Genomic DNA, 13,823 nt, shown 5'->3' with positions numbered 1-13,823 from the left:
ATGGATACGCTTCAGATCAGTTTCGCCACGCTTGCCTTCCTGGTCGTTCTGGCACTCATTTTTGATTTCATGAATGGGTTCCATGACGCAGCCAACTCTATCGCCACCGTGGTTTCCACGGGGGTGCTCAAGCCTCATCACGCGGTCGCTTTCGCCGCGTTTTTTAATTTCGCCGCGCTTTTCGTCTTCCACCTGAAGGTGGCGGCCACCGTCGGCAAGGGCATCATCGACCCGAGCGTGGTGGACCACTACGTCGTCTTCGGCGCGCTGGTGGGCGCCATCGCGTGGAACGTCATCACCTGGTTCTTCGGCATCCCGTCCTCGTCCTCCCATGCCCTCATCGGCGGCATCGTGGGCGCGGGCCTGGCCAGTTCGGGCCCCAGCGTGCTGATGGTCCGGGAAATCCTCTACATCGTCGCCTTCATCGTGGTGTCGCCCGTGCTGGGCTTCGTGCTGGGCGGCCTGCTGATGCTGCTGGTGTCCTGGCTGTTCCGCCGCACGCGTCCGCTGCGGGTGGACGGCTGGTTCCGGCGCCTGCAACTGGTTTCGGCGGGGCTGTACAGCCTGGGACACGGCGGCAACGATGCGCAGAAGACCATCGGCATCATCTGGCTGCTGCTGATCGCGGCCAATGTCCCGGGGGCCAAGGACCATGTCCCGATCTGGGTGGTGGTCAGCTGCTACGTGGCGATCGCGCTGGGCACGATGTTCGGCGGCTGGCGCATCGTCAAGACCATGGGGCAGCGCATCACCAAGCTCAAGCCGGTGGGCGGCTTCTGCGCCGAGACCGGCGGTGCGATGACACTGTTCCTGGCGGCCATGCTGGGCATTCCCGTCTCGACCACCCACACCATTACCGGCGCCATCGTCGGCGTCGGCTCCAGCCGCAAGTTCAACGCCGTGCGCTGGGGCCTGGCGGGCAACATCGTCTGGGCGTGGATCCTGACCATCCCGGCTTCGGCCCTGGTGGCCGCGGGCGCATGGTGGGTGGGCAAAACCCTGTTCTGAGGCCGGGACACCGCGTTACGGCATGTTTCCAGTATGATGGCGCGCCATGGCGGCCGGCAAAGGCCGCCTGGAGCCGCCGCGCGGGGAAGAGGAGAGCGCCCGGGCGTCGGCATGATCCCCCTTTCCCGGAATCGCCATCATGACACCTGCACCGATACAATCCTTGCTTGAATCGCGCGCGCTGCTGCTGTTCGGCCGCATTCTCCTGACGTTCATGTTCTGGACCAGCGGCCTGGTCAAGCTGTTCGATTTCCAGGGTGGCATGGCCGAGATGAGCCATTTCGGGCTTGAACCGGCCTGGCTGTTCAACGTGCTGACCATCCTCGTCCAGCTGGGCGGTTCGCTGTTGATCATCTTCAATCGGGCCGCATGGCTGGGCGCCGGCGCCCTGGCCGTGTTCACGGTGCTGACCATCCCGCTCGCGCATCCGTTCTGGAAGTTCGAGGGCGAGACCGCGTTCCACGAAATGATGGTCGTGCTCGAGCACATCACCGTGATCGGCGGCCTGATCGTCGTCGCCATCCTGGGCCATCGCGGCGCCCGCAGGTAATTTCCGTTCCAGCCATAAAAAAGGACCGACCCCGCCATGATCCGCCATATCGTCATGTGGACACTCAAGGACGAAGCCGAAGGCGCCGACCGCCAGACCAACATGCAGAAGGTCCGGCAGTTGCTGGAAAGCTGCCGCGATTGCGTGCCCGGCATCCTGGAATTCGAGGTGGGGTTGGCCACCGATGGCCACGAGGCCACGCACGACGTCGTGCTGAACTCGCTGTTCGCCAGCCGCGAGGCGCTGGACGCCTACCAGGCGCATCCACGCCACGTGGCGATCAAGCCTTTCATGGGCGCGGTGCGGGCCGAACGGGCCTGCCTGGACTACGATCTGCCGGCGGCAAGGTAGGGCGGGGATGTCGACCACGCATCCCACCGCCGTCACCGACGTACCCATTCCCTTCCTGGCCTGGCTGGGCGCCCAGCTGATCAAGGCGGAGGGCGGCCAGTCCGAGGTCCGGCTGGACGTCCTGCCGCAGCACTGCAACAGCTGGCACGTCTGCCACGGCGGCGTGCTGATGACCATGCTGGACGCGGCCATGGCCACGGCGGCGCGGTCGCTGCACCCTGAATTGCGCGGCAGCGCCACGGTGGACATGACCACCAGCTTCGTGCGCCCGGGGGAAGCCGGCCGGCTCGTCGCCTACGGCAAGTGCTATCACCGCTCCAGCACCATGGCCTTCTGCGAGGCCGAGGTGCGGGACGAAGGCGGCGGGCTGGTGGCCCGTTCCAGTGGGACCTTCAAGTACATCAAGAAACGCGGCGACCAGGGCGTCGATGGCTGAACTGCGTCACCCCCGGCCCCTGGATCCGCAGGTGGCCGACCTCGTGTCGCGGGTGCATCGGGCCAATCGTCCGCCTTACTGGCACTACACGCCGCAGCAGGCGCGCGCCATCCACGAAAAAGCCAGCAAGGTGCTGGAGATCGCCGCGGCCGAGGTGGCCGAGCTGCGCGACCTGCCCATACCGGTAGGTGGCGGAGCCACCATAGGCGCGCGCCTGTATACGGGCATGCAGGCCCCGGATCCGGCGCCGCTGGTGATCTTCGCCCACGGCGGCGGTTTCACCGTAGGCAGCGTGCGGGACTACGACGCGGTCTGCCGCATGCTGGCCAACGGCGCCCGCTGCAAGGTGCTGTCGCTGGACTACCGGCTGGCGCCCGAACACCGCTTTCCCACCGCCGCCGACGACGTCTACGCCGCATGGCGGTGGGCGTTCGAGCGGCATGCGATGCTGGGCATCGATCCGGCCCGGGTGGCGGGGATGGGAGACAGCGCGGGCGGCACGCTCACGGCCCAGGCCGCGCTGCGCGCGCGGGACGATGGGCTGCCGCTGGCGGCGCAGGTGCTGCTGTACCCGGGTACCAGCGCCTGGCAGGACACGGCCTCGCACCGGGCGTATGCCACCGGCTATCTGCTGGACGAGCGGACCATACAGTGGTTCTTCAACCTGTACCTGCGGGACGACGCCGACCGCCTGGACTGGCGCTTCGCGGTGCTGGACGCGCCGGAGTTCGCCGGACTGGCGCCCGCCTTCCTGCAATTGGCGGAGTGCGACCCGCTGGTGGATGAGGGGCTGGAGTACGGGCACAAGCTGGAGGCGGCCCGCGTGCCGGTGCGGATCCAGGTCTACCAGGGCGCCATCCACAGCTTCTACAACATGGGCGGGGCCTTGCGCGTGGCGCGGCAGGCGCACCGCGACTCGGTGGACTATCTGCGCGCGGTGTTCGAGACCTCGAACGCGGCCTGACGCAGCGAGCTGGGAATCAGCAGCCGCGCCTGCTCGGCATTGTCGAAGCCGCGTTCGGCCGCCTCGATGTGGCCGTCGCGCGTGGCCTGAATCACCGTCTGAGCCCGCGTGCCGTAGTCGGGCGTGATGATGAAGGCCGCCGACAGCGCGCGCTCGCGCTCCAGGCTGATGCCGGTGCTGGGCAGTTGCGCGTCTTCGGCGATCGTCGTGTCGCTCAGCATCTGGAGATAGGCCGGCGTGCGGGCTTCGGTGGCCTTGAGCGTGGCCAGCGCGGCGGTCGTGCGTACGACCTTGGGCCAGGGCGTGTCCAGCATCGCGTTCGACAGCCCGTACACGCCCGCCGCCAGCGCCTCGGGCAAGGTGGAGGAATGGCCGCGGCGGTGGGACAGATACCACAGCGACGGTGTCCGCCCGAACAGTTCCCCCACGATCAGGTTGAATCCGTTGAACGGCTCGGCGCGCCGGGCCAGGTCGCGCAGGTAGCTCGCCGGCGTCGAGGCGCCGGCCAGGAAGGCGGACACCAGCCCGCCGCGCGACGGCGCGGCCGGATCGTTTCGGCCCCCCTCGCGATAATTCGTGATCGCGGCGAAGCGTCCCTGCCGCGTGATCCCCATCCAGGTACCGCCCGCGGCCAGGTCGCGTCCGGCCCAGATGTCGGGATGATCCTGCCACCAGTCGGCGGGCGCCGTGGGCCGGGCGTAGAACTCGTCGCGGTTGGCCACCATGAGCAAGGAAGTCGGGCCGCGCGGATCCCAGGCGAAGGCCATCAGGCACATGGCGTCAGCCTTCCCATCCCGCCGGGTCGGCGGGCAGGTCGACGAAGACCTCGCTGCGGCGGGGGGCGAGCAGCAAGGGCGCCAGTCCGCCGGCCTGCACCGCCTCGGCCAGCGCGGCCTCGAGCGCGGGCATGTCGGCCACGTCCTCGTAGACCTCCATCCAGGTGACCACGCCGTTGTCGGCGGCGGGGCGGGCCTGGAGCGCCACACGGGTGCTCCAGGCCCGGCCGGCCTCGAGCACCCGGCGGGCGGGCGCCAGCGCCTCGGCGCGCCGCGCATGCGGCAGTTTGTAGTAGACGTAGAGATTGTGCATGGCGGATCCCGGCGCTGGGCTCATGCCGAGCGGGTATCGTCGGACAGGGCGTAGGGCAGCGCCTGCGGCTGGATGATCGGACCGGCGGGCGAGCCGGCGTGCAGGGGGGCATCGCCTTGCGCGGCGGCCAGCGAGCTTTCGTACAGGATCGCGGCCCGGTCGCCGTCCTGCGCCGCATTGACGATGCGGCCGCAAGGCTGGTCGTCGCCTTCCTGGAAGACGTCGGTGCCGGCCAGCGCCTGGGGATCCGCCTGTTCGCCGGCGACATGGCCCGCGAACATGCGGCGCTTGAGCTTGCCCAGGTAATGGCTGCGCGCGACCACTTCCTGGCCAGGGTAGCAGCCCTTGGTGAAGCTGACCCCGCCTATCAATTCCAGGTTGACCATCTGCGGCACGAACAGGTCCTGCGTCGGCGCCGTGATCCAGGGCAGGCCCGCGGCGATGTCGGCGGCGCGCCAGGCCTGGACCAGGCCAGCCTGCGCGGGTGACGCCAGCGCCGTTCCCAGGCGCTGCAATGCGTCGTCGGTTCCTATCCACCACCAGCGCGGCGACGATTCGGCGGCGGAGGGCGCCGCGATCCAGGTCGCGTCGGTCAAGTCGGCACGCGACCAGGGCGCGGCGGGCAGCAGCCCGCCCGCGGCCGTTTGCAGGGCCGCCGCATCGAGGCCGCGCCAGACGCCGGCCACGCGCAGCGGCGCGGCGGCAAGCCTGACCTTGGCGCGCAGCACGAACATGGACAGGCGCTTTTGCAGCGCCTGGGCGATGCTGGCATCGACCAGGGCCAGCACGCGCGGGACCGGATCGGCGGGGTCGGGCTGGGCGCGCCAGACGATGGCGCTGGCAAGCAGCCGGCCCTTGGCCGTGCAATAGCCGGCCAGCCGAGCGTCGGCCTCGCCGAGTTTCTTGACGTCTTGGGTCAGTTGCCCCTGGAGGAATTCGATCGTGTCGGCACCCCGGGCCTCGAGCACGGTCAAATGGTCCAGCGGCGCGATGTGCGCGATGGCGGCATCGGGCCGCGCGCTCGCGGATAAAATCTCTTGGACGGACATCTTGAAACGGTCGATGAGGTCGATCGAAGTATTATAGGCGCCCATGCCCAAACGACATTTTTCCCTGAAACGCGCGCTGCTCGTGTCGCTCGCCGCGCTGTTGCTGGCATCGCTGGCCATCGTCGGCGCCGGCGTCGCGTGGCTGCGCATGCCGCTTTCCCTGCCCGCCGACAAGGTGGACTTCGTCATCGATGAAGGCACGACCATGCGGGGCATCGCCCGGCAGGTGCGCGACGCCGGCATCGCCGTGCCGCCCGAGGTCCTGATCGCCTATGCCCGCCTGACCGGCACCGAGCGCCGCATCAAGGCCGGCGGCTACGAGGTGGCCCGTGGCGATTCGCTGTGGACGCTGCTGAACCGGCTCGCGCGCGGCGACGTCACGCAGCGGGAAATCCGCTTCATCGAGGGTTGGAACTTCCGCCAGATACGCGCGGCCCTGCGCCGCCATCCGGACGTGCGCCAGACCCTGGACGGCCTCGACGACGCCACCGTCACGGCCAGGATCGGCGCCTCGACCAGCCACCCCGAAGGCCTGTTCTTCCCCGACACCTACCTGTTCGCCGTGGGTTCCAGCGACCTCGACATCCTGCGCCGCGCCTACCGCGCGCAGCAGCGCGAACTGGCCGACATCTGGGCGCAGCGCGATCCGGACCTGCCGCTGGGCTCGCCCTACGAAGTCCTGATCCTGGCCTCCATCGTCGAGAAGGAAACCGGCATGGAAGCCGACCGCCGGCGCATCGCTGGCGTGTTCGTGAACCGGCTCAGGGTCGGCATGCCGCTGCAGACCGATCCGACGGTCATCTACGGCCTGGGCGAGGTCTTCGACGGCAACCTGCGCCGCCGCGACCTGCGTGCCGACACACCGTGGAACACCTACACGCGCCGGGGGCTGCCGCCCACGCCCATCTCGAACCCGGGCCGGGCCTCGCTGCTGGCCGCGGTCCAGCCCGAGAAGCACAAGTACCTGTATTTCGTCTCGCGCGGAGACGGCACCAGCGCCTTCTCCGAGACCCTGGACAGCCACAACCGCTACGTCGCGCGCTACCAGCTCAGGGGGCAGGGGTTGCAGCCGCCGCCGTCCCTCCAGACCGAGGCGACGCAGCCATGAGCGCCGGCATGAACGCCGCCGCCCGCCGTGGCCGCTTCATCACGCTCGAGGGCGTGGACGGCGCGGGCAAGAGCACGCATCTGGAGTGGCTCGTGGCCCAGCTGCGCGAAGCGGGCCTGGACGTGGTGCAGACCCGCGAGCCCGGCGGCACGCCGCTGGCCGAGAAGCTGCGCGAACTGCTGCTGAACGAGCCCATGCGGCTCGATACCGAGACCCTGTTGATGTTCGCGGGGCGCTGCGAGCACGTGCGCACCGTGATCGAGCCGGCGCTGGCGCGGGGCCAATGGGTGGTCTGTGATCGCTTCACCGACGCCACCTATGCCTACCAGGGCGGCGGCCGGGGGCTCTCGGCCGAGCGCATCGCGGTGCTCGAACAATGGGTGCACGGCGACCTGCAGCCCGACGTGACCTGGCTGTTCGACGTCCCGCTCGAGGTATCGCGCGAGCGGCTGGGCCGGGGCCGCACCCTGGACCGCTTCGAACGCGAGGACGATGCCTTCTTCGAGCGCACGCGGGCGGCCTACCATGCCCGGGCCGAAGCGGATCCGGCGCGCTTTCGCATCATCGATTCGACCCGCCCGATCGAGGCGGTGCGGGCCGAGCTGGCCGCTCAGATGCGGGCCTGCATCGCCCAGGCGAGCGGCGCATGAGCGCGCCCCGGTTCTATCCCTGGCATGAAGAAGCGGCCCGCGCCTGGCTGGGCCAGGAGCAGCGGCGGCGCTTCGCCCATGCCTGGCTGATCCACGGGCTGGCGGGCATAGGCAAGGTCGAGTTCGCGCGCGCCGCGGCCGCCAGCCTGCTGTGCGAGTCACCGCAGGACGGCATGGCCTGCGGGCATTGCCCCGCCTGCACCTGGTATGCCTCGGGCAACCATCCCGATTTTCGCCGCGTCCGCCCCGAAGCGGTGGCGCTGGCCGAGGGCCAGGCCGAGGAAGGCGATGCCGAGGAAGAAGCCACCGACGCCGACGGCAAGAAGGCCGGCAAGCGCGCTCCCTCGCGCGAGATCCGCATCGAGCAGATACGCGCCCTGGAATCCTGGGCCAACACCGGCACGCATCGTGGCGGACTGCGGGTGGTGGTGCTGTATCCGGCCGAAGCGCTCAACACGATTTCGGCCAACGGCCTCCTGAAGATCCTGGAGGAGCCGCCGCCCCAGACCGTTTTCCTGCTGGTGTCCGACGCGCCCGACCGGCTGCTGCCGACCCTGGTGTCGCGCTGCCGCCGGCTGCCCCTGGGCACGCCGGCGCCCGGGCCGGCGCTGGCCTGGCTGGAAGAGCAGGGCGTCCAGGATGCGGCCGCGCAACTGGCCGCCGCGGGAGGAGCGCCGGTCGCGGCCTGGCGCCGCGCCGAAGCCGGCGTGCCGCCCCGGGCGCCGTGGCTGGACACCTTCGCGGCCGCGCTCGCGCAGGGCAAGCCGCCAGACCTGGGGCAGATCGTCGATGCGCTGGACAAGATCCCGGCCGTGGAATGGATAGACGCGCTGCAGCGCCTGGCCACCGACGTGGCACTGGCTCAGGCCGGCATCGGCGCGCGCTATTTCCCCGAACTGGCTCCCCATAGCGCGAAGATAGGGGAGCGCGCCGAGCGCGGCCGCGTGGCCGAACTGTCGCGCTGGCTGACCCGCCAGCGCAGGATCGCCGACCATCCGCTCAATGCCCGGCTGTTCGCCCAGGACGTACTGGCCCAGGCCAGCGCGGCCTGCCTGGGCCGCCGTCCCGCGCGGGTGGCCCAGGCCTAGGGGCCGGGGCCACCCGCTGTACTATGGATTCCGCAGCCATACCGTCTTCCTTGCCCATGTTCGTCGATTCGCACTGCCATCTGGATTTCCCCGAACTGGCCGCGCAACTGCCCGAGATCCTCGAGCGCATGCGCGGCAACCACGTCGCCCAGGCCTTGTGCGTCAGCGTGAACCTGCCCGACTGGCCCCGCTTGATGGAGCTGGTACGGGCCCATGACAATCTGTGGGCCTCGGTGGGGGTGCACCCCGACTACGAGGACACGCCCGATCCCACGGTCGAGCAGTTGGTCGAGCTGGCGGCCACCCCCAAGGTCGTCGCCATAGGTGAAACCGGACTGGACTACTACCGCCTGACCGGCGACCTGACGTGGCAGCGGGACCGTTTCCGCAACCATATCCGCGCCGCCCGGCAAACCGGCAAGCCCCTGATCATCCATACCCGTTCGGCGGCGGAAGACACGCTGCGCATCATGGAGGAAGAGGGGGCCGCCGAGGTCGGCGGCGTGATGCACTGCTTCACCGAATCCCAGGCGGTGGCCGACGCGGCCATCGCGATGAACTTCCGCATCTCCTTTTCGGGCATCGTCACCTTCAAGAACGCCCGGGAGTTGCAGGAAGTGGCCCGCAGCATCCCGCTGGACCGGATCCTGATCGAGACCGATTCGCCCTACCTGGCGCCCGTGCCGCATCGGGGCAAGCTGAACGACCCCTCCAAGGTGGTTCACGTGGCCGAGAAGATCGCTGAGTTGCGCGGCCTGCCGGTCCACGCCGTGGCGGATGCGTCAACCAATAATTTTTTCAATTTATTCAAAGATATACAGCGCTAAATTAAAGCTAGAAATAACTTTAATTAGACGGCTTTTTTCGAAGAAAAAATATTTTTTAATCAATAAGTTGAACGGGAAATATAAGGAAACACATTATGTTTGGCTCGTGGGCTCGCCGGGGATGGGGTTTCCTGCTGCTGTGGTGCTGGCTGACCGCGTTCTCGGCGGCGCAGGCAAGCGCCGAAGAAGACTTCTGGGTTGCCGTCCGCAACGATCGCGCTTCCACGGTCAAATCGCTGCTGGGGCGGGGCATGGATCCCAACATGCCCAACGCCGCCAGCAATACGCCGCTGCTGGAAGCCATCAAGGAAGAGGCCTGGGGGGTCTATGACGTGCTGCTGGCCGACAAGCGCATCGACGTCAATCGCCAGAACCGGCTGCGCGAATCCCCCTTGATGTACCTGGCGATCCGGGGCGAGGCGACGCGGATGGAAAAGCTGATCGCGCGCGGCGCCGAGGTCAACCAGGAAGGCTGGACGGCGCTGCACTATGCCGCGTCCAAGGGCAACGACGATGCGGTGCGCGTGCTGCTGGAAAACTACGCCTACATCGACGCCGAATCGCCCGGGAAGATGACGCCCCTGATGATGGCCATGCGCTACGACCACACCTCGACGGTGAAGCTGCTGCTGGACGAGGGAGCGGACGGCTACGTCCGCAATGCCGAGGGCAAGAATGCCGCGGACGTGGGCCGGGACGCGGGCAACACGATACTGGCCAACAATCTGGTCGAGCGCCTGAACCAGGACCGCCAGCGCCGGCAACAGCAGCAGCGCCGCTAGGCGCCTGTTGCCGGGCTCTCGGCCGGAAAGGCCGGCAGGCTGCCGGTCCGCAGGCGGATGCCGACCTCGTCGCCCACGCGATGTCCGTCCTCGGCGGGCATCTGGGCCAGCACTTCGCTGCCGGAGGGCAGGCGCAGGGTGTACAGGTAGCCCGGGCCGCGAAAGACTTTGTGGACCAGTCGCGCCCGGATGGGGCTGTCGGCGTCGGCCAGCAGGTCGTCGGGCCGCAGCAGGACCCGGACCCGTCCGTTGGTGGAAGCGGGGCCCGGCGCGTCGATGTCGCCGAATTCGAGGCGGATGCTGCCGTTGTCCGCCCGCTGGCCCGGCACCAGCACGCCGGCGCCGATGAAGCCGGCCACGAATGCCGTGGCGGGATGATGGTAAAGATCGTAGGCGTTGCCCCATTGCACGATCCGGCCATGTTCCATCACGCCGATCTCGTCGGCCATCGCGAAGGCCTCGGCCTGGTCGTGGGTCACCAGGATCGCGGTCGCCTCGGCTTCCTTCAGGATGTCCCGGATTTCGCCGGCCAGGCGCTCGCGCAGGTCCACGTCCAGGCTGGAAAAGGGTTCGTCCAGCAACAGCAGTTCGGGGCGGGGCGCCAGCGCGCGGGCCAGCGCGACGCGCTGCTGCTGGCCGCCGGACAGTTCATGCGGATACTTGCCGCCCAGCGCGGCCATGCCGACCAGGGACAGGAGTTCCCGGACCCGCGCGGCGCGGACGGCGGCCGGTTCGCGCCGCAGGCCGAAACCGACGTTGTCGTCCACCGACAGGTGGGGGAACAGCGCGTAGTCCTGGAACATGACGCCCACCCGCCGTTTCTCGGGAGCCAGGCTGCGGCGCGGGGTGGCCACGGCTTCGCCGTGCAGCGCGATGCTGCCGGCCAGCAGGGGCTCGAAGCCGCTGATCGCGCGCAGCACGGTGCTCTTGCCGCAGCCCGACGGCCCCAGCAGGCAGCCGATGCGTCCTTCGTGCAAGGCCAGCGACAGGTCGTCGACGACGACGTGCATGCCGGTCGGCATGCGGTAGCCCAGGCGGACGTGGTCGAGCTGCAGATGAGGGTGGGGCATGGGGTCGGACGGATTGCGCAAGCGCATGAATATAATTCGTATTCCTGCTTGCCGCCAACGCCAGGCGGACCTTCGCCCCCGCGTCGTCCGTCGACTTGTCCTGGTATCCGATGCACCGACGCACCGCGCTTTCCTGGCCGGCCGCCGCTGTGGCCGCCTTCATCGCCTTGCCCATCATCAGCCTGCTGTGGTCGGTGTCGAATGCCGACGCCGGCGCACGGGACATCCTTGCCCACCTGGCCGGCACCGTGCTGCCGGGCTACGTCGCGACCTCGCTGCTGCTGATGGCGGCCGTCGGCGTGGGCGCGGCGGTGGTGGGGATCGCCACCGCCTGGGTCGTGGCGGCCCACGACTTCCCCGGGCGGCGCATCTACGAATGGGCGCTGATCCTGCCGCTGGCCATGCCCACCTACGTCATGGCCTACGCCTTCACCGATTTCTTCCAGTTCTCGGGGCCGGTGCAGACCCTGCTGCGAGACCTGACCGGACAGGCCCGGCTGCCATGGTTTCCGGCCATCCGGTCGTGGTACGGGGCCGCGCTGGTCTTCATCTTCGCCTTCTATCCCTACGTCTACCTGCTGACGCGCACGGCCTTCCTCGAACGCAGTCCGCGCCTGTCCGAGGCCGCGCGCACGTTGGGCTGCGGCCCGACGCGAGCCTTCTTCGCGGTGGTGCTGCCGCTGGCGCGCCCCGCGGCCGTGGCCGGCATCACGCTGGTGCTGATGGAAACGCTTGCCGACTACGGCGCGGTGTCCTACTTCGGCGTGCAGACCTTCACCACCGGCATCTACCGGGCCTGGCTGTCCATGGGCGACCGCATCGCCGCGGCGCAACTGGCGTCGGCCCTGCTGGCCTTCGTGTTCGTGCTGGTCTGGCTGGAGCGCCGCAGCCGGAACCGCCTGCGCTTCCATGCGGGCGCCCAGCGCCACGTACAGGCGCCGCGACGGCTGTCGGGCCGACAGGCGCTGTGGGCCAACCTGGTATGCCTCGTGCCGCTTGTTCTGGGGTTCCTGCTGCCCGTGGCCATCATGCTGCGGTTCGCCGCCCAGGACTTGCACGTCATCGACTGGAACCGCTATGCCATGTGGCTGGGCAATACCCTGCGGCTGGCGGCCACGACCTCGGTGCTGGCCGTGGCGCTGGCGCTGGGGCTGGCCTACGCCGCGCGCCTGGCGCCCGGCAGGCTGGTGCGCGCGGCCAACGGCGTGGCGGGCATGGGCTACGCGGTGCCCGGCGCCGTGCTGGCGGTGGGCCTGTTGATCCTGGTGGGCGCGCTGGACGGCTGGCTGGAGGCGTGGGGATGGTCCTTCCAGGGCACGCTGACCGGCACGCTGACGCTGCTGGTCTACGCCTACCTGGTCCGCTTCCTGGCGGTGGCGCTGCAAACGACGGAAGCGGGGCTGTCCAAGATCACGCCGTCGCTGGACGCCAGCGCGCGCAGCCTGGGGGCGGGGACCTGGGAACTGCTGGCGCGGGTGCATCAGCCGCTATTGCGGCGCAGCCTGCTGACCGCCGCCTTGCTGGTGTTCGTGGACGTGATGAAGGAATTGCCCGCGACCCTGGTGCTGCGGCCGTTCAACTTCGACACCCTGGCCGTCATCACCGATCATCTCGCTTCGGACGAGCGGCTGGGGGAAGCCGCCATCCCGGCCCTGACCATCGTGCTGGCCGGCCTGCTGCCCGTGATCGTGCTGGCCCGCGCCATCTCCCGGCGGGACAAACTTACGAAAAGCTGAAAGATTTGACGGGAGAGATGGGAATGACAATAATTCCTATCTCGTTGTCAACTCGACCTTATCCCGAGGCCTCGTCCATGCTCAAGCTTTCCCTGCTGACCGCCGCCTTGCTGGCCGTCTCCGCCGGCGCCCAGGCGCAGGAACTGAACATCTATTCCGCCCGCCACTACCAGACGGACGAACTCCTCTACAAGGGTTTCACCGACCAGACCGGCATCAAGATCAACCGCATCGAGGCCGGCGACGCCGCGCTGGTCGAGCGCCTGAAAAGCGAGGGCGCCAAGAGCCCGGCCGACGTGATCCTGATGGTCGACGCCGCGCGGCTCTGGCGCGCCGAGTCCGACGGCCTGTTCCAGCCGGTCAAGTCCAAGGTGCTGGCCGAGCGCATCCCCGCCAACCTGCAGGGCGGTGAACCGGGCCAGGACCCGCAATGGTTCGGCTTTTCCACGCGCGCCCGCGTCATCGTCTACAACAAGGCGACCGTCAACCCGGCCGACGTCGATACCTACGAGAAGCTGGCCGACCCGAAGAACAAGGGCAAGGTCTGCACGCGGTCCGGCTCGCACCCCTACATGCTGTCCCTGCTGGGCTCGCTGATCGAGCGTAACGGCGAGGCCGCTGCCGAGAAATGGGCCAAGGGCATGGTGGCCAACATGGCGCGCAATCCGCAGGGCGGCGACACCGACCAGATCAAGGGCGTGGCTTCGGGCGAGTGCGGCGTCGCGCTGACCAACAACTACTACTACGTGCGCATGGCCCGGTCCGACAAGCCCGAGGACAAAGCCGCGATCGCCAAGATCGGCTTCCTGTGGCCCGACCAGGCGGGGCAGGGCGTGCACATGAACGTGGCCGGCGGCGCGGTGGCCCGCCATGCGCCGCACAAGGAAGCCGCGGTCAAGTTCCTGGAATACCTGGCCAGCGACAAGGCGCAGAACTATTTCGCCGCGGGCAACAACGAATGGCCGGCCGTGCGTTCGGTGAAAACCGACAACGCCGCGCTCGAGGCCCTGGGGACATTCAAGGCCGAGACGGTGTCCATCGGCGCGATCGGCCGCAACCAGGTCACCGCGCAGAAGATCCTGGACCGCACCGGATACCGTTGATCGTCCACGCGG

At 68.7% G+C, this 13,823-nt stretch carries 16 protein-coding genes; 12 read left to right on the top strand and 4 right to left on the bottom strand.

The window, feature by feature from the left end; genetic code table 11:
- The 5 genes from WKR98_RS17090 (at position 1) to WKR98_RS17070 (ending at position 3,309) form a co-directional block, all read left to right on the top strand.
- A complete protein-coding gene (locus WKR98_RS17090; RefSeq protein WP_124689506.1) occupies positions 1–1,008 on the top strand; it encodes an inorganic phosphate transporter in 1,008 nt (335 codons plus the stop codon).
- A gap of 163 nt (positions 1,009–1,171) precedes the next feature.
- A complete protein-coding gene (locus WKR98_RS17085) occupies positions 1,172–1,558 on the top strand; it encodes a DoxX family protein (RefSeq protein WP_238160393.1) in 387 nt (128 codons plus the stop codon).
- Positions 1,559–1,594: 36 nt separating this feature from the next.
- Complete coding sequence (locus WKR98_RS17080; RefSeq protein ID WP_124689508.1) at positions 1,595–1,909, top strand: Dabb family protein; 315 nt, start codon at positions 1,595–1,597, stop codon at positions 1,907–1,909.
- 7 nt (positions 1,910–1,916) lie between these two features.
- A complete protein-coding gene (locus tag WKR98_RS17075) occupies positions 1,917–2,345 on the top strand; it encodes a PaaI family thioesterase (protein ID WP_124689509.1) in 429 nt (142 codons plus the stop codon).
- On the top strand, positions 2,338–3,309 hold the full coding sequence (locus WKR98_RS17070) for an alpha/beta hydrolase (RefSeq protein WP_124689510.1): 972 nt from the start codon (positions 2,338–2,340) through the stop codon (positions 3,307–3,309). Before WKR98_RS17075 ends, WKR98_RS17070 begins: the two co-directional genes overlap by 8 nt.
- Here WKR98_RS17070 and WKR98_RS17065 read toward each other — a convergent pair.
- From WKR98_RS17065 to ygfZ, 3 genes are read right to left on the bottom strand one after another with little or no spacing between them, the layout of a single operon-like run.
- Positions 3,270–4,085, bottom strand: coding sequence for an NRDE family protein (locus WKR98_RS17065; RefSeq protein ID WP_124689511.1), 816 nt, complete (start codon positions 4,083–4,085; stop codon positions 3,270–3,272). The two genes, WKR98_RS17070 and WKR98_RS17065, sit on opposite strands and share 40 nt — an antisense overlap.
- A 4-nt stretch (positions 4,086–4,089) precedes the next feature.
- Positions 4,090–4,398, bottom strand: coding sequence for a DUF4936 family protein (locus WKR98_RS17060; RefSeq protein WP_124689512.1), 309 nt, complete (start codon positions 4,396–4,398; stop codon positions 4,090–4,092).
- A 20-nt stretch (positions 4,399–4,418) separates the two neighbouring features.
- Positions 4,419–5,447 (bottom strand): CAF17-like 4Fe-4S cluster assembly/insertion protein YgfZ, encoded by a 1,029-nt coding sequence (gene ygfZ, locus WKR98_RS17055; RefSeq protein ID WP_124692339.1) that lies wholly within the window; start codon positions 5,445–5,447, stop codon positions 4,419–4,421.
- Positions 5,448–5,490: 43 nt separating this feature from the next.
- Here ygfZ and mltG point away from each other — a divergent pair, with 43 nt between their 5' ends.
- From mltG to WKR98_RS17030, 5 genes are all read left to right on the top strand, one after another.
- The gene (gene mltG, locus WKR98_RS17050; RefSeq protein ID WP_124689513.1) at positions 5,491–6,555 is read left to right on the top strand and encodes an endolytic transglycosylase MltG; all 1,065 of its coding nucleotides are present in this window, start codon (positions 5,491–5,493) and stop codon (positions 6,553–6,555) included.
- A complete protein-coding gene (gene tmk, locus WKR98_RS17045; protein WP_238160396.1) occupies positions 6,552–7,205 on the top strand; it encodes a dTMP kinase in 654 nt (217 codons plus the stop codon). The genes mltG and tmk overlap by 4 nt, the downstream gene beginning before the upstream one ends.
- Positions 7,202–8,293 carry a DNA polymerase III subunit delta' gene (gene holB, locus WKR98_RS17040; RefSeq protein WP_341434175.1) on the top strand — a complete coding sequence of 364 codons (1,092 nt, stop codon included), beginning with the start codon at positions 7,202–7,204 and terminating at the stop codon, positions 8,291–8,293. The genes tmk and holB overlap by 4 nt, the downstream gene beginning before the upstream one ends.
- Before the next feature lie 56 nt (positions 8,294–8,349).
- Positions 8,350–9,120, top strand: a complete 771-nt coding sequence (locus WKR98_RS17035; RefSeq protein WP_124692341.1) for a TatD family hydrolase — start codon at positions 8,350–8,352, stop codon at positions 9,118–9,120.
- 95 nt (positions 9,121–9,215) lie between these two features.
- Positions 9,216–9,902 (top strand): ankyrin repeat domain-containing protein, encoded by a 687-nt coding sequence (locus WKR98_RS17030; protein WP_124689515.1) that lies wholly within the window; start codon positions 9,216–9,218, stop codon positions 9,900–9,902.
- Here the strand turns inward: WKR98_RS17030 and WKR98_RS17025 are convergent.
- Positions 9,899–10,999 (bottom strand): ABC transporter ATP-binding protein, encoded by a 1,101-nt coding sequence (locus tag WKR98_RS17025; protein WP_238160397.1) that lies wholly within the window; start codon positions 10,997–10,999, stop codon positions 9,899–9,901. The genes WKR98_RS17030 and WKR98_RS17025 overlap by 4 nt on opposite strands.
- 83 nt (positions 11,000–11,082) lie before the next feature.
- Here WKR98_RS17025 and WKR98_RS17020 point away from each other — a divergent pair, with 83 nt between their 5' ends.
- Together WKR98_RS17020 and WKR98_RS17015 are read left to right on the top strand one after the other, a co-directional pair.
- Positions 11,083–12,708 (top strand): ABC transporter permease, encoded by a 1,626-nt coding sequence (locus WKR98_RS17020; protein ID WP_124689516.1) that lies wholly within the window; start codon positions 11,083–11,085, stop codon positions 12,706–12,708.
- A gap of 77 nt (positions 12,709–12,785) precedes the next feature.
- Positions 12,786–13,811: an extracellular solute-binding protein gene (locus WKR98_RS17015; RefSeq protein WP_124689517.1), complete on the top strand. Its 1,026-nt coding sequence runs from the start codon at positions 12,786–12,788 to the stop codon at positions 13,809–13,811.
- The last annotated feature ends 12 nt before the right edge of the window (positions 13,812–13,823 follow it).

Source organism: Pigmentiphaga sp. YJ18, from assembly GCF_038066655.1.
Classification (GTDB): Bacteria; Pseudomonadota; Gammaproteobacteria; order Burkholderiales; family Burkholderiaceae_B; genus Pigmentiphaga.
Note: the sequence above shows the minus strand (reverse complement) of the source record. Positions and strands in the feature narration are given on the sequence as shown.

What these genes read in the sequence shown, in the direction of transcription:
- WKR98_RS17090 (WP_124689506.1), top strand. Translation starts at nt 1, where the DNA reads ATGGATACGCTTCAGATCAGTTTCGCCACGCTTGCCTTCCTGGTCGTT.
- WKR98_RS17080 (WP_124689508.1), top strand. Translation starts at nt 1,595, where the DNA reads ATGATCCGCCATATCGTCATGTGGACACTCAAGGACGAAGCCGAAGGC.
- WKR98_RS17075 (WP_124689509.1), top strand. Translation starts at nt 1,917, where the DNA reads ATGTCGACCACGCATCCCACCGCCGTCACCGACGTACCCATTCCCTTC.
- WKR98_RS17070 (WP_124689510.1), top strand. Translation starts at nt 2,338, where the DNA reads ATGGCTGAACTGCGTCACCCCCGGCCCCTGGATCCGCAGGTGGCCGAC.
- WKR98_RS17065 (WP_124689511.1), bottom strand. Translation starts at nt 4,085, where the DNA reads ATGTGCCTGATGGCCTTCGCCTGGGATCCGCGCGGCCCGACTTCCTTG.
- WKR98_RS17060 (WP_124689512.1), bottom strand. Translation starts at nt 4,398, where the DNA reads ATGCACAATCTCTACGTCTACTACAAACTGCCGCATGCGCGGCGCGCC.
- ygfZ (WP_124692339.1), bottom strand. Translation starts at nt 5,447, where the DNA reads ATGTCCGTCCAAGAGATTTTATCCGCGAGCGCGCGGCCCGATGCCGCC.
- mltG (WP_124689513.1), top strand. Translation starts at nt 5,491, where the DNA reads ATGCCCAAACGACATTTTTCCCTGAAACGCGCGCTGCTCGTGTCGCTC.
- tmk (WP_238160396.1), top strand. Translation starts at nt 6,552, where the DNA reads ATGAGCGCCGGCATGAACGCCGCCGCCCGCCGTGGCCGCTTCATCACG.
- holB (WP_341434175.1), top strand. Translation starts at nt 7,202, where the DNA reads ATGAGCGCGCCCCGGTTCTATCCCTGGCATGAAGAAGCGGCCCGCGCC.
- WKR98_RS17035 (WP_124692341.1), top strand. Translation starts at nt 8,350, where the DNA reads ATGTTCGTCGATTCGCACTGCCATCTGGATTTCCCCGAACTGGCCGCG.
- WKR98_RS17030 (WP_124689515.1), top strand. Translation starts at nt 9,216, where the DNA reads ATGTTTGGCTCGTGGGCTCGCCGGGGATGGGGTTTCCTGCTGCTGTGG.
- WKR98_RS17025 (WP_238160397.1), bottom strand. Translation starts at nt 10,999, where the DNA reads ATGCGCTTGCGCAATCCGTCCGACCCCATGCCCCACCCTCATCTGCAG.
- WKR98_RS17020 (WP_124689516.1), top strand. Translation starts at nt 11,083, where the DNA reads ATGCACCGACGCACCGCGCTTTCCTGGCCGGCCGCCGCTGTGGCCGCC.
- WKR98_RS17015 (WP_124689517.1), top strand. Translation starts at nt 12,786, where the DNA reads ATGCTCAAGCTTTCCCTGCTGACCGCCGCCTTGCTGGCCGTCTCCGCC.